Source organism: Massilia rubra (assembly GCF_011682065.1).
GTDB classification, from domain to species: domain Bacteria; phylum Pseudomonadota; class Gammaproteobacteria; order Burkholderiales; family Burkholderiaceae_D; genus Telluria_A; species Telluria_A rubra.
The window spans coordinates 15,207-28,706 of record NZ_VUYU01000009.1 but is presented as its reverse complement, the minus strand read 5'-3'; the positions used below and the strand labels follow the sequence as shown (position 1 = coordinate 28,706).

Sequence of the window (13,500 nt, the reverse complement as noted above, 5' to 3'; positions counted from 1 at the left end):
CTCAAGACCTGCGTACGCCGGGCGCCCGCAGAACCTCGTCCAGCAGCGCTGCCGGAACATAATCGAGCGCCATGCTGCTGTCGCGCGCGGCGGCGATGCACAGCGCGAGCGTGCGCTGCGCCTCCGGCACGTAGTAAAGCCCGAAGCTCGCGTGATGCACCGCCGCCAGGCAAAATGCCTCGTTCTTGAAGGCGGCCGGGATCTGCCTGAACTGCTTGACGTTGCGTGCCAGCGCCAGGGCGTAGAGTTCTGGCGTCATGAGCCGCTTGGGAACGAACGCCACGGTTGCGGCGTCTGCGCCAAGCGCAAGGTCGACCATCTCGCGGGTAACGCGCCAGCGCGGAATGCCGGCCAGTGCGCCCGGATTGGTTGCCACCCGGGCCAGCAACGCGGCGTCGTCGACGTTGGTGACAGCCCTTTTGGCCAGGGGGCGCAGCCAGCCGGTGCTGGCGTTGTGGTTGAACTCCTCGCGGTAGTCGCTGTCGATCGACAGCGCCAGAAATGCCGCGCGTGCCGCCGCGTCATGCTCGCCCGTTTCCCTGAAGGCGTGTGCGAGGATGTAGTGCGCGTCGGCCGAGTCCGGAATCGCTTGCAAGGCCAGGGTGGCGTCGGCGATGGCGCCCTGGTAATCCTTTTGAAATAACTTGATCCAGGCGCGCAGCTTGTGCCATTTGCTGAAGGTGCGCTGGTCGCGTATCGCCGTGGACGAGCGCAGGTCCTTGTCGATCAGGCGCGTGATGGCAGGTTCGCGCACGGCGTCCGGTACATCGGCCAGGATGTACCGGTCTTTTTCCAGGGCTGCGGCGCATATCTCGGCCGTGCGCAGCTCTGGCGCCATGCTGCGTAGCGTGGTCGCCTCGGTGCGGACCGCGAGCAAACACATTTCCGTCGTCATCAGCGCGGCAGGGATGCATCGCACGGCGTTGGCGTTGGCGTCCGGGGTGGACAGGGCCCGGCGCACCAGATCCGGTGTGATATCGCTCTTGTCGAGCCAGCGGATGTCGCCGATATCGTTGTCCAAGGCGATCGCTTCCAGCTCAGGGGTGCGCAACCAGCGCGGAATCGACGCCAGGCTTGCGCGTTCCCTGACTGCCCGCAGGCATTGCTCGTAGTCGAGCAGGCAGCCCCACACCTTGCCGATGCTGTAGTCGTTCAGGTAGGGCGGCACTGTCGATGCCTCCGCATCTGCCTCTTGCCAGTCCGGGTCCGTACCGTACAGCGCGCGTGCCAGCGCAAGTGCGGCGGCGGTCATGCAAGCGGGCGGAATCCGTACCGCACTGTAGACATCCTTGCGGACCAGCGACGCCAGGCGCTCCGGCGTCTGCCACCGTGCGGACAGGTACAGCAGTGCGCCGCTGCCATGGGCCAGCGCGGTCTCGCACAGGACATCGTCCATCAATTCGGCGGGGACTTCTTCGATGGCGTATTCGCGTCGTTTGACAGCGGCGATCCATTGCTCGTAGGGCGTTCCCGCGGGTGCTTCATCTTCCTGTTCGTCTTGTGCCGTGTCTTCTTCGTAGTCGTCATCGTCATCCGGGTCTTCCTGCCCTGCGATCGTGCCCGCTGACGCCATTTCCAGTGTTTCGATGCTCGGACCGCAGTCCATCCAGATGTCGAACCACGCGTCGGCGTCCTCGCTGCCGTCATCGCAATAGATGGCGATCCATAAGCGGTTAGCGTCTTCTCTTGCGCCGTGCGCCGTATTGACCGGTTGCCGCAGCTGCACCGGCCATGCGATCGAATCTGTGCGCTCGCCGGCCCCCGCCAGATCGGGATCGGTGTCGCTGGGGCCGAAGCGTTGTTCCAGCGCGGCGATGATGCGCTCGCGCGCCACGCCACGCGTCCCCGAACGCACCCTGCCAAGAAAATCATACTCCGTGTTGTGCGGTTCGCTGATGTAGATGCGCATCACGCGGTGCGAGATGGTCGTGCGAGGGGTTCCCGCCCGGCTTTGCACAAGTTCATGCAGCCTGGATTCGATATCGTCGAGCATGGACGCTGCGAAGCCGGGTATCTGTTCGAAGGTGTCGACAGCGACCAGGAAGGACTCGGGCGGCAGGACGAAGAAGGGCGCATGGACAGTCAGTGAGCCACATGGCATTCCGCGCCAGAGCGCCTGGCCGGCATGGTCGTACAAGGCTGCGCATGCGCCACCGGCGCAGAGTTCGCGTTGCCAGATCAGGACCGTACGTGCCTCGCTGTCGAGCAAATGAATTTGCCCGTCGCGCATGAGGAAAGGCGTCAACGGCGTGTCGCTTTCGTTGTCGGGAATGAAGCCGTCGAGCGTGAGCGGTTCGAGCGCGTTCTCCGGCGCCGGCACGAAGCGGCCGTCGCGGTGCGTGAAGCCCCACACCGCTGCGACAGGCATCGCCTTTACGCCGGGCGCAAAGTCCGCCGTGCGCGCCAGTGCATAGCCGCTGTCGTCGAACTTGCGCACCCATCGCAGTTCGACCGGGAACGTCAGCGGCCCGTCGGCCGTAACGAAGCCACGATCCCCGTTGGTCGCAACGCCGGCGTGCATCTTCGTCGACACCCATTTTCCGCCGATGACCTTGACGCCGAGCGGGTCGAGGTAGCCTCCCGGTTCGTCGTCCGAATCGGAATCGGAGAAACTGGCATAGCCGTCGTCATTGAATGGCGCGATGAATTCAAACGACGCCGGCATGATCCAGTGGCCGCCGGTATCGATCAGCCCCCACTTTCCCTGGCTGGCGCCGGCCGGCGCGACGCCGCCGGCCGAGAAGGCCCATGCGCGGTAAAACCGCGGCGCAATCGCCCACTGGCCTTGCCGGTCGATGTAGCCCCATGGCTGGTCTTGCGCCGGCGCGGCCGCCGCCAGGCCGCAGGCGCTGAACTTGCCCGCATGGGAAAACGCGCCGTCGAAGGCAAACTGGCCATCGCAGTCGATGTAGCGCCACTGGTCGTCAGATACCTTGACCGCCGCCAGGCCGTTCGAGAACCCTTCCGCCCCGGCGTACTGCGCCGCGATGACGCGCTCGCCCGCCAGGTTGACGAAGCCCCACAGGCCGCCGTCGCAAAAGCGCGCCAGCCCGTCGGCGGTGAAGGCGAGCGCCTTGTCCATGCCGGGACCGGCCAGCCATGCGCCGTCGGCGCCGATATAGCCGGCGCGTTGGTCCATCGTGTGCGCCGGCGCGATCATGCCGCCATGGCCGTCGTCGGCAAAGCGCCCGATCCACCGCAACGGCGTGACCGGCGCGATCACCCGGCCATCGATCCACAGCAGCAGATCGGCGTCGGTGCCGGCTGGATGAAAGTAGTTTCGGACGAGGAGGGGCTGTGTCGGCATGGAGCGATGTTGTGATTATTTGTTAACAGTTGATTGTAGCGCAGGTCTTTTGGCTGTACCACCGGCCCTTGCCCGTCATGCAGCGATCTGCGCGCCCGCGCTCAAACCGTCAATACGGTCCGACAAAATCATTTTGCAGCGCTATGCATCGGCGATATACTCCCCGCTTGCTTTTATCTTCTGGGGTATATCTTGTTGAAATCCATCGCCTTACCCGTCGCCCTGCTTGGCGTATTTGCTACCGCAAATGCCGATGAAGGCCAGTGGCAGCCATACCAGCTTCCGCAACTGTCGTCGGAACTCAAACGCATCGGCATCACCATCCCCGCCGAGAAGTTGGCCGACCTGTCCAAGCACCCCATGAGCGCCATCGTGTCGCTGGGCGGCTGCTCGGCGTCGTTTGTCTCCGGCGATGGACTGGTGGTCACCAACCACCACTGCGCGTACGGCGCGATTCAACGCAATTCGACGGCTGAAAAGAACTACATCGTCAACGGCTTTCTCGCCAAGACGCGCGACGCCGAACTGCCGGGCGGCCCGAATACGCTGGTCTACGTGACCGAAAAAGTCGAAAACGTCACCGACCGCGTGCTCAAGGGCCTGTCGCCGACCCTGTCCGGGTTCGAGCGCCATGAAGAAGTCCAGAACCGCATCAAGGCGCTGACCGCCGAATGCGAGACCGACAAGGCTTACCGCTGCTCCGTGCCGAGCTTTCACCGCGGCCTTGAGTACTACCGTATCCGCCAGCTGATGATCCGCGATGTGCGCCTGGTGTACGCGCCGTCGGACATGATCGGCAATTTTGGCGGCGACGTCGATAACTTCGAGTGGCCGCGCCAGACTGGCGACTACTCCTTCCTGCGCGCCTACGTCGGCAAGGATGGCCGTCCGGCCGATCCGTCGCCCGACAATGTGCCGTACAAATCGAAAGACTTCCTGGTGGTGTCGGCCGAAGGCCTGAAGAACGGCGATCCGATCCTGCTGGCCGGCTACCCCGGCCGCACCAGCCGCTACAAGCTGCCGTCCGAGATCCGCTTCGCGCGCGACGCCAACTTCCCTGTGCGCGTGGCCGAGATGCATGCCGACCTGGCCGTCATCGCTGCCGCCACCAAGGGCAACGCCGCCCAGGACGTGCGCTACGCCAGCGTGGTCAAGGGCATCAACAACGTGCTCAAGAAAACCCAGGGCCTGCTCGACGGCTTTGCGCGCAAGGATATCGCCGCGATCAAGGACGTGCAGGACGCCGAATTCCGCGCCTGGTTCAACAAGCCGGGTAACCAGAAAGACGTGTCGCCGACCTTGCTGGCCGACCTGGACGCCGCCATCGCCGCCGATATGGCGTTGTCGGAGCCGGAATTTGCCTGGTCCGTCGCCGGCAACAGCGACCTGCTGAAAACCGCGCGCACGCTGTACCGTCTTGCGCTGGAAAGCGCCAAGCCGGATGCCAGGCGCGAGACCGGCTACCAGCAACGCGACGTGTCGTTCATCAAGGCGCGCCTGACCCGCCTTGAGCAATCGTACGTAGGCAGCGTGGACGAGGCGCGCTTTGCCGCCGGTTTGCAGCGCTACCAGAAGATGGCCGCAAAGATGCATCCGCAAGGCCTGGACGCGCTGCTGCCGGAACCAGGCGCCATCGGCGCACTGTACAAACAATCGGAACTTGGCGAGACCGCCAAGCGCCTGGCCTGGATCGGCAAGGATGCGGCGGCGTTTGCAAAGTCGGACGACGCCTTCATCAAGCTGGCTGTCAAGCTGCATGACGTGACCATGGCCCTCGAGAACCGCCGCAAGGAAATCGACGGCAACCTCGAACGCATCATCCCGCAGTACATGTCGGCCGTGATCGCGTGGAAGAAGTCGCAAGGCAAACCGGTCTACGCCGACGCCAATTCGACCCTGCGCGTAACCTTCGGCACGGTGGCGCCTTACTCGCCGCGCGATGGCGTCGTCAAAGGCCCGTTCACGACGGTCGAAGGCATCGTCGAGAAGCATACGGCGGCCGAGCCGTTCAACGCACCGAAGCCGCTGCTCGATGCGGTCAAGGCTAAGCGTTATGGCGTGTTCAAGGACCCTGTGCTGAACACGGTGCCGGTCAACTTCCTGTCCAGCGCCGATACTACGGGCGGCAATTCGGGTTCGGCGGTGATGAACAAGCGCGGAGAATTGGTTGGCCTGAACTTCGATTCGACCTATGAGTCGGTGACCAAGGACTGGTACTTCGACAGCGACATCACGCGCGCCATTCATGTGGACATCCGCTACATGCTGTGGGTGATGAAGGAAGTCGACCATGCCGACAACCTGCTCAAGGAAATGACCATCAAGTACCCGCGCAAACAAGCAGGCAAATAGTCGCGCTCGAGGTGGGGACGCCGTCCCCGCCTTTTGGAAAGCGGCGCATACGCTACAATTGCGCCACTTTCCGCCACTCCCTCCGTATGAACGATTCCTTTGTCCTGCTTGGCCTGGCCACCACACCGCTCGAACTGACGGCGCTGGTCCTGTCGGTCATCACCGTTGTACTCAATATTCGCCAGACGCACTGGGCGTGGCTGTTCGCGATCGCCTCGTCGGCGGTATATGGCATCGTCTTCCTCAATGCGCGCCTGTATGGCGACATGGGCTTGCAGGGCGTGTTCATCGCCGTGTCGGTATGGGGCTGGTATCAGTGGCTGTATGGCGGCGAACAGCATGCGCCGCTGGTGGCCACGCGTTCGAACCGCGCCGGCTGGATCGGCGGCATCGCCGGCTGGCTGGTGCTGTTCGTGGCGATTGGCTATGCGCTGCGCAAATTCACCGATACCGACGTGCCGCATATCGATGGTTTTCTCACGGCAGGCAGTTTGCTCGGCCAGCTGCTTTTATCGCGCAAGAAAGTCGAAAACTGGATCGTGTGGATTGTGGTCGATGTGCTGTATGTGGGCCTGTACATCCACAAGGACCTGCATGCGACGGCGGTGCTGTATGCGGCGTTCGTGGTGATGGCGGTGTTCGGATGGCGCGCCTGGGCACGCGCAGCGGACGGCAAGCCATGACGCCGTTTTTACGGGTCGCCATTTTGGGCGCCGAATCGTCGGGAAAGTCGACCCTGGCTGCGGCGCTGGCGTCGCACTTCGGCACGGTGTGGGTGCCGGAGTACCTGCGCGAGTTTGTCGATACCACGGGGCGCGTGCCGCGCGAGGACGATCAGTATCAAATCGCGCTGACCCAGATGGCGCGCGAAGACGCGGCGGCGCGGCAAGCGACGCGCTTCCTGTTTTGCGACACCACGCCGCTGATGACGGCTATTTACAGCCGCTGGTACTGGAGCAGGGTCGATGCGCAGTTGTCGGTGCTCGAGCGGCGCCATGACTATGCGATGACGCTCGTGACGGCGCCGGATGGGCCGTGGGAAGCGGATGGATTGCAGCGTGAATCGGCGGCGGTGCGCCAGACGATTCATGAGCAGGTGCTGCAGGTGCTCGATGAGCGGGCGATCGGCTATACGCTGGTAACGGGGAGCCTGGAAGAGCGCTTGATGCAGGCAGTGCGATTGCTTACTTTTATCCACTGACTAAAAGACCGTCGTTCCCGCGCAGGCGGGAATCCAAGGTATAGTTGCGTAGCGAAGATGCCTTGGATTCCCGCCTTCGCGGGAACGACGGTCTTGAGTCTAGTGGTGTTCTAATCTCTCGCGACGGTTTGCCGATTGGTGCTTAAAAATCAAACTGCGCCGACACCCGCACCGTACGCGGAGCGCCCGGCAGCAAATACCCGCCCAGTTCCTGCGTTACATCGCGCCAGTAAAACTTGTCGGCCACGTTGTCCACCGTCGCACGCACCGTCGTGGACACGCCCGCGATGCGCGTTGCGTACGCGCCCCCCAGATTGAACACGCTGTACCCCGGCACCAGCGTCTTGTTCTCGATATCGAACGCCTTCTTGCCAGTGTATTGCCACATCCCGTTCACCTTCAGGCCAGCCACCGCCGGCACGGCATACTCCAGCACCGTCGCCGTCTTGAACTTCGGTACATTGGTCACGCGCTTGCCGTCCAGCGAGGCGGTGCCGGTCCCTTCCTGCTGCGTATCGAGCGCCATCAGCGAGACGCTGTATTTCAGGTCCTTGCCAGCCTTGCCCTGCGCAGCCAGTTCCAGCCCATTGTGCTTTTGCTCGCCGCTGCGAACAAAGGTATTGGCCGCGTTGGTGTACTCCAGCCCCTTGACGATGCTGAACAAGGAGGCCGACATGCTGAGCGCATCATTGACCATGGCCTTGACGCCGAACTCCACCTGCTTCGAGCGGCTTGGATCGAGCGAGGCGAATTCGTTCGCGGTGCGCTTGGGCGCCACGCCACCATGCTCCATGCCGTGCGCCAGCGAGCCGTACACCGTCCAGTCGGGCGTCGGGTTGTACACCAGCGCGACGTTCGGCAGCAGGAAGGTGGTGTCGGTGGTGGCGTTGCGCTTGATGCCCACGTAACGCAAGCCGGTGTGCAGCTTGAACTGCGCACCCAGCGACAGGATATCTTGCACCACGAAGCCGCGTTCATGGTCGTTGCGGCGCTCGGTCAGCGGCCCGGTGACGCGGCTGGCGTCAACCGGCGGCACCACCAGGTTGTTGTAGATATTGCTGAAGCCGACGTAGTCGTACACATACGCGCCCGCCTTGTCGCTGCGTTCCAGATAGGTCGCACCGAAGGTCAGCTCGTGGCCGATCGCGCCGGTGGCGAACTTACCCTGCAACAGGGCCTGCGCACCGAGCGGCGACTTGCGCTCGCCCACGCTCTGGTAATCGTAGACGTCGTAGTCGCCATTCGAGCAGTAACCAGGATAGAAACCATCGCCCTCGTTGCCGCAGCCGTAAGGGAAGGCGGTGTAGTCATCGCGCTTGAATTGGTGCTTGTTGGCGCTGACGGTGGTGCGCCAGGCGTCGTTGATCAGGTATTCGAAGCGCAGGCCGATATTGCTGGTGCGGGTGTCGACCGGCTTGGTCCACGGCTGGTTGTTGAGCAGCGTCTTGGCCGAGATGTTGGTGGGCAGCGCAACGCCGCGAATGAGCTGGTAGCCCGGCGCGGTGATCTGGGATTTTTTCTGGTAGTCCATGTCGAGCTGCAGCAGCGCCTGCGGCGAGATCTGCCAATCGAACGCGCCCGAGACAAACGAGCGCTCGCCGTCCGCGCCTTTGACGTAGGAACGCAGGCGCTCGCCGGCGGCGTTGACCCGGTAGCCGAAGCGCTTGTCCTCGAAGCGGCCGCCCAGGTCGAGCGCGCCGTACACGGTGCCGCGCTCGCGCGCTTCCACGGTGACCGAGCGCAGGGGCGCGGCGGTCGGGCGCTTGAGCGCGTAGTTGACGATGCCGCCCGGCGCGGTCACGCCGGCCTGCAGGCCCGAGAGGCCCTTGAGGATCTCGATGCGCTCCTTGTTCTCGAGCGGGATCTGGGTGTCGCCCGAGATGGCGATGCCGTCCTTGCGGTAGCTGGCGCCGTTATCGAGCATGAAGCCGCGGATCGAGAACTGTTCGGCGTAGCCGATCGCGTTGTACGAGTCGCTCACGCTGGCGTCGAACTTCATGGCGTCGGTGCTGTTGCGGATGCTGTAGTCCTGCATCTGCTCGCGGCCGATGGATACCACCGTGGCCGGCGTGTACAGCAGCGGCGTGTCGGAAAAGCCGGCTACGCTGGCGCGGTCGGCGCTGATCTGCCTGGCGCCGCTGACGACGACTTCAGGCATCGATTGCGAACTGGTTTGCGCGTGTGCGGAAAAGGCGAACGCCTGGACGATGGCCAGGGCGATGACGGACTGCTTGAATTTTGGCGATGACATAATGTGCTCGTATTACGCGCCGGCGTGCGGGGCGTTGCTTAAAAAGCCGGAGCCAACGGGGGAGCAAACAAAGGAGGGAACTACTTTGCGCTTTCCTTCGCTGGCATTATCCAGATCAGGTACGGAGGGTATCTCTCACCCGGAAAATGACTTCCAGGACCCCTAGCGAATGTCGATTTTATCACAGCTGGCGCGGGCGCAGAAGGCCCGCGCCAGCTGTGCGTGGTGCGCTTTACAGGCTCATTTCCAGCACTTTGCGGCTCACATCGAGCGTAACGTCGCGCTGCTCGCCGAGTTTGACCATGCGGTGCGCCTCTAACGCCGCCAGCACGCCGTCGATGTCCTTTGCGCCCAGGCCGTAGTCGCCCAGGCGGGTTTTGACGCCCATCTGCTCGAAGAATTCTTCGGTGCGGGTGATGGCGGCCTCGATCCGGGTGTCTTCATCGCCGCCCGACAGGTTCCACACGCGTTCTGCGAATTGCAGCAGCTTGGCGCGCTTGGCTTCCTTGCGTACGCGCAGCATGCTTGGCAGGACGATGGCCAGCGTTTGCGCGTGATCGAGATTATGCAGCGCGGTCAGCTCGTGGCCGATCATGTGGGTGGCCCAGTCCTGCGGCACGCCGGCGCCGATCAGGCCATTCAAGGCCAGGGTGGCGGTCCACATGATGTTGGCGCGCACGTCGTAATCGTCCGGATTGGCCAGCGCCTGCGGGCCTTCTTCGATCAGCGTGAGCAGCAGGCCCTCGGCGAAGCGGTCCTGGACTTTGGCGCCCACCGGATAGGTCATGTACTGTTCCATGACGTGGGCAAAGGCGTCCACCACGCCGTTGCCGACCTGGCGCGTGGGCAGCGAATACGTTTTGCCCGGATCGAGCACGGCGAAGGCGGGAAAGCATTTGCGGCTCATGAACGAATACTTCTCGTGCGTCGACTTGCGGGTGACAACGCCGCCGCTGTTCATTTCGGAGCCGGTGGCGGGCAGGGTCAGCACCGCGCCGAACGGCAGGGCGGCGGTGATGTTCGATCCGCGTTTTTCCAGGATGGTCCACGGGTCCGCGTCGAGCAAGGCGCCGGCGGCGATGAACTTGGTGCCGTCGATGACCGAGCCGCCGCCCACGGCGAGCAGGAAGTCGATCTTCTCGGCCTTGACCTGGGCGATGGCGCGCATCAGCGTTTCGTAGCTGGGATTCGGTTCGATACCGGCGAATTCGGTGACGCTAAAGCCGGCCAGTGCGGCCATGACCTCGTCGTAGACGCCGTTCTGTTTGATGCTGCCGCCGCCGTAGACCAGCAGCACGCGCGCGGACGCGGGAATGTGTTTGGAAATCGCGGCGATCTGGCCCTGGCCGAACAGGATCTGCGTCGGATTGTAGAAGTCGAAGTTAAGCAAAATGGATCCTCGTGTTGGCTCGATGATGATGCGGGATTATCGCTCAAGCACGGGATTCTTGCGGGGAGGGGGCCAAAAACCCAGGCTTACTTTTCGGCCGCGGCCTTCAGGTTCGCCAGCCCCTTCTCGAAATCCCTGCCGATGATCCGGTCCATGCTCATGAAGACGCTCATGATTTTCGAGATGAAGGGCATCGGGCCGGACATGGTCCAGCTAACCTGCGTTTGCCCGTCCTTGGGCACGAGCGTGAATTCGGTCACGTTCGACACCTCGAACGGCTTGATGAAATCGAGCTTGATCACGACCCTGGACGGGGGCGTGAGTTCGGTAATTTCCATTTTGCCGGCGCCGACGTCGTCATTGCCGGTCCAGGCGTACAGCGCGCCTTTGCCGCTCGGCGCGCCGCTGTGGACGCGCTGCATGCCTGGGTCGAGCCGCTCCCACGGCGACCAGCCCTGCCATTGGTGGAAGTCGCCGACCAGCCCCAGGATTTTCTCCGGCGGCGCCTTGATGGTCACCGAGCGGGTCACGGAAAACGTGTTCGGCTGCATCGCCGCCATGCCCAGAATGCCGATGAACAAGAGCACCAGCACCAGAGCGATTCTTCGTATCATGGCGTTCCCCTTATATATAGGTCGGAGCATGCGCTGTCGGATCGGCAGCATTGGCAGATTAGCACGGCGTGCGTTGCCCGTTCAAGCGGATCGGCGATAATCGCCGCACAACTGATCCATGCAGGGGAGACGCGATGACGTATGAACTTTACTACTGGCCGACGATCCAGGGGCGCGGCGAATTCGTTCGCCTGGCGCTGGAGGAGGCGGGCGCGGCGTATGTGGACGTCGGGCGCCAGAAGAATGGCGCCGACAAGGTCGCGGCCGAGCTTGCCGTGCAGGCGACCCCGGCGTTCGCGCCGCCGTTTCTCAAGGCGGGCGCGCTGACCATCGGGCAGACGGCGAATATCCTGCTGTATCTGGGTGCGCGCCACGGTCTTGCGCCACGGGCCGAAGCGGGCCGCCTGTGGACCCATCAGTTGCAGTTGACGATTGCCGACCTCGTCAACGAAGCGCACGACACGCACCATCCCGTGGGCGTGTCGCTGTATTACGAAGACCAGAAAAAGGAAGCGAAACGACGCGCCGCCGATTTTGTAGGGAACCGGATACCCAAGTTCCTGTCTTACTTTGAGGGTGTGCTGCAGCAGCCCAAGCGCCGCGGCGGTTTTTTGGTAGGCACGCGCCTGTCGTACGCGGATTTATCGATGTTCCAGGTGATGGAGGGTTTGCGCTATGCGTTTCCCAAGGCGATGAAGCGGCTCGAAGGCGACTATCCCGGGCTGGTGGCTTTGCACGACCAGGTGGCGCAGCGGCCGAATATTGCCGCCTACCTCGCGTCGAAGCGTCGGATCGCGTTTAATGAAGATGGGATTTTCCGGCATTATCCGGAGCTGGACCGCTGACCGCTGGCTATTGACTGTGACCGCTTGACCGTTGCTGGCGATGGCTGCCGGCCGCGAATTGCGCTCGGTCAGCCTAGCGAGGGGCCACCTGCTGTGCTCGTCCAGCCGCACATGGTGTGGTCGCGTGCTGCGCGCTCAACAGCCGCGCAGCACGGTCATCCGTGCGCCCGAGGATTTCCTTAGTGCGCCCCGACTGCGCGGCTTGCGCCCGCCACATGCACCAGTCCGTCGCGACGGTCGAGCCAGCCTGCGAGCGTGGTCAGTCCCAACGCGCCGACCACGACAATGGCGCCGATCCATGGCGTGGCCATCAGGCCCAGGTGCGCCACGATCAGCCCGCCGCCCCAGGCGCCGAGTGCGATGCCGACGTTGAATGCGGCAATGTTGAGCCCCGACGCCACGTCGACCGCCTGCGGTGCATCCCGTTCGGCGCGTTGCACCACGTACACTTGCAGTCCCGGCACATTGCCAAACGCCACCGCACCCCACAACAACACCGTACCCAGCGCTAGCCAGGTGTTCGAGGCGGTAAAGGTCAGCAGCAGCAAGACGGCGGCCAGCAGCGCAAAGACGATCTGCAAGGCCTTGATCGGGCCTTTCTTGTCGGCCAGTTTGCCACCCCAGATATTGCCGAATGCAACCGACACGCCGTACACCAGCATCACCAAACTCACGCTCGAGGCTGAAAAGCCGGACACTTCCTGCAAAATCGGCGCCAGATAGGTGAATGCGATAAAGGTGCCGCCATAGCCCAGGGTGGTCATGGCGTACACCAGCAGCAGGCGCGGTTTCCTGAGCACGGCCAGTTGCGTCAGCAGGCTTGCCGGCGGACTCATGGCGATCTGCGACGGTACCAGGAAATAGCTGCCGATAAATGCGATCACGCCCAGCAGGGAAACCGCCAAAAAGGTCGATTGCCAGCCGAAGCTTTGGCCGATCCAGGTTCCCAGCGGTACGCCTGTGACCAGCGCGACGGTCAGGCCGGTAAACATCAGCGCAATGGCGCTGGCGGCCTTTTCCTTGCTCACCAGGCTGGTGGCGATGGTCGAGCCGATCGAAAAGAACACGCCGTGCGCCAGGCCGGTGAGGACGCGCGCGGCCATCAGGGCGTAGTAACCGGGCGCCATCCAGGCCACCAGGTTGCCGACGGTGAACAGTGCCATCAAACCCAGCAGCAAATGCTTGCGCGGCACGCGGCCGGTGAGGGCGGTCAGGACCGGCGCGCCGATGGCCACGCCAAGCGCGTACAGGCTCACCAGCAGTCCAGCCGAGGGAACCGACACCCCGAGGCTGGCGGCAATGGTGGGAATGAGACCGACGATGACGAATTCGGTGGTCCCGATGGCGAAAGCGCTGAGTGTCAGCGCCCAGAGTGCGAGTGGCATGGATTCTCCAGTTGAGGCGGTTTGCGATGGCATGCAGTCTGCGCGCAAAGATCGGGAAGAAAAATGCCCCGCAGCACACTATACTTTTGACTGGCAGTCACTAATCACAGGGCGAGGCTGTGCCTTCCCGTACAATGGCTTTTTGACTGTGGAGA

9 protein-coding genes and 1 riboswitch are annotated in these 13,500 nt (G+C 63.3%); of the genes, 4 read left to right on the top strand and 5 right to left on the bottom strand.

Going from position 1 to position 13,500, the window contains the following annotated elements; all coding sequences use genetic code 11:
• Position 1: 1 nt before the first annotated feature.
• Positions 2 to 3,307: a WG repeat-containing protein gene (locus tag F0185_RS15630; RefSeq protein WP_167225896.1), complete on the bottom strand. Its 3,306-nt coding sequence runs from the start codon at positions 3,305 to 3,307 to the stop codon at positions 2 to 4.
• Between the two features lie 192 nt (positions 3,308 to 3,499).
• Here F0185_RS15630 and F0185_RS15625 point away from each other — a divergent pair, with 192 nt between their 5' ends.
• From F0185_RS15625 to F0185_RS15615, 3 genes are all read left to right on the top strand, one after another.
• Positions 3,500 to 5,659 carry a S46 family peptidase gene (locus F0185_RS15625; protein ID WP_167225894.1) on the top strand — a complete coding sequence of 720 codons (2,160 nt, stop codon included), beginning with the start codon at positions 3,500 to 3,502 and terminating at the stop codon, positions 5,657 to 5,659.
• An 86-nt stretch (positions 5,660 to 5,745) separates the two neighbouring features.
• On the top strand, positions 5,746 to 6,342 hold the full coding sequence (gene pnuC / locus F0185_RS15620) for a nicotinamide riboside transporter PnuC (RefSeq protein WP_167225892.1): 597 nt from the start codon (positions 5,746 to 5,748) through the stop codon (positions 6,340 to 6,342).
• The gene (locus F0185_RS15615) at positions 6,339 to 6,860 is read left to right on the top strand and encodes an AAA family ATPase (protein ID WP_167225890.1); all 522 of its coding nucleotides are present in this window, start codon (positions 6,339 to 6,341) and stop codon (positions 6,858 to 6,860) included. Before pnuC ends, F0185_RS15615 begins: the two co-directional genes overlap by 4 nt.
• 142 nt (positions 6,861 to 7,002) lie before the next feature.
• On the opposite strand, the gene F0185_RS15610 is transcribed toward F0185_RS15615, so the two are convergent.
• From F0185_RS15610 to F0185_RS15600, 3 genes are all read right to left on the bottom strand, one after another.
• Positions 7,003 to 9,111 (bottom strand): TonB-dependent siderophore receptor, encoded by a 2,109-nt coding sequence (locus F0185_RS15610; protein ID WP_167225888.1) that lies wholly within the window; start codon positions 9,109 to 9,111, stop codon positions 7,003 to 7,005.
• Positions 9,112 to 9,186: 75 nt separating this feature from the next.
• Positions 9,187 to 9,285: riboswitch (TPP riboswitch) on the bottom strand.
• Positions 9,286 to 9,343: 58 nt separating this feature from the next.
• A complete protein-coding gene (locus F0185_RS15605) occupies positions 9,344 to 10,501 on the bottom strand; it encodes an iron-containing alcohol dehydrogenase (RefSeq protein WP_167225886.1) in 1,158 nt (385 codons plus the stop codon).
• 86 nt (positions 10,502 to 10,587) lie between these two features.
• Complete coding sequence (locus F0185_RS15600; RefSeq protein WP_167225883.1) at positions 10,588 to 11,115, bottom strand: SRPBCC family protein; 528 nt, start codon at positions 11,113 to 11,115, stop codon at positions 10,588 to 10,590.
• Positions 11,116 to 11,249: 134 nt separating this feature from the next.
• On the opposite strand from F0185_RS15600, the gene F0185_RS15595 reads away from it, so the two are divergent.
• The gene (locus F0185_RS15595; RefSeq protein ID WP_167225881.1) at positions 11,250 to 11,960 is read left to right on the top strand and encodes a glutathione S-transferase; all 711 of its coding nucleotides are present in this window, start codon (positions 11,250 to 11,252) and stop codon (positions 11,958 to 11,960) included.
• Positions 11,961 to 12,139: 179 nt separating this feature from the next.
• Here the strand turns inward: F0185_RS15595 and F0185_RS15590 are convergent, their stop codons facing one another.
• Positions 12,140 to 13,345 (bottom strand): MFS transporter, encoded by a 1,206-nt coding sequence (locus F0185_RS15590; RefSeq protein ID WP_167225879.1) that lies wholly within the window; start codon positions 13,343 to 13,345, stop codon positions 12,140 to 12,142.
• Positions 13,346 to 13,500 lie beyond the last annotated feature (155 nt).

Coding starts and splice junctions, on each gene's coding strand:
- F0185_RS15630 (WP_167225896.1), bottom strand. CDS start 3,307: ATGCCGACACAGCCCCTCCTCGTCCGAAACTACTTTCATCCAGCCGGC.
- pnuC (WP_167225892.1), top strand. CDS start 5,746: ATGAACGATTCCTTTGTCCTGCTTGGCCTGGCCACCACACCGCTCGAA.
- F0185_RS15615 (WP_167225890.1), top strand. CDS start 6,339: ATGACGCCGTTTTTACGGGTCGCCATTTTGGGCGCCGAATCGTCGGGA.
- F0185_RS15610 (WP_167225888.1), bottom strand. CDS start 9,111: ATGTCATCGCCAAAATTCAAGCAGTCCGTCATCGCCCTGGCCATCGTC.
- F0185_RS15600 (WP_167225883.1), bottom strand. CDS start 11,115: ATGATACGAAGAATCGCTCTGGTGCTGGTGCTCTTGTTCATCGGCATT.
- F0185_RS15595 (WP_167225881.1), top strand. CDS start 11,250: ATGACGTATGAACTTTACTACTGGCCGACGATCCAGGGGCGCGGCGAA.
- F0185_RS15590 (WP_167225879.1), bottom strand. CDS start 13,345: ATGCCACTCGCACTCTGGGCGCTGACACTCAGCGCTTTCGCCATCGGG.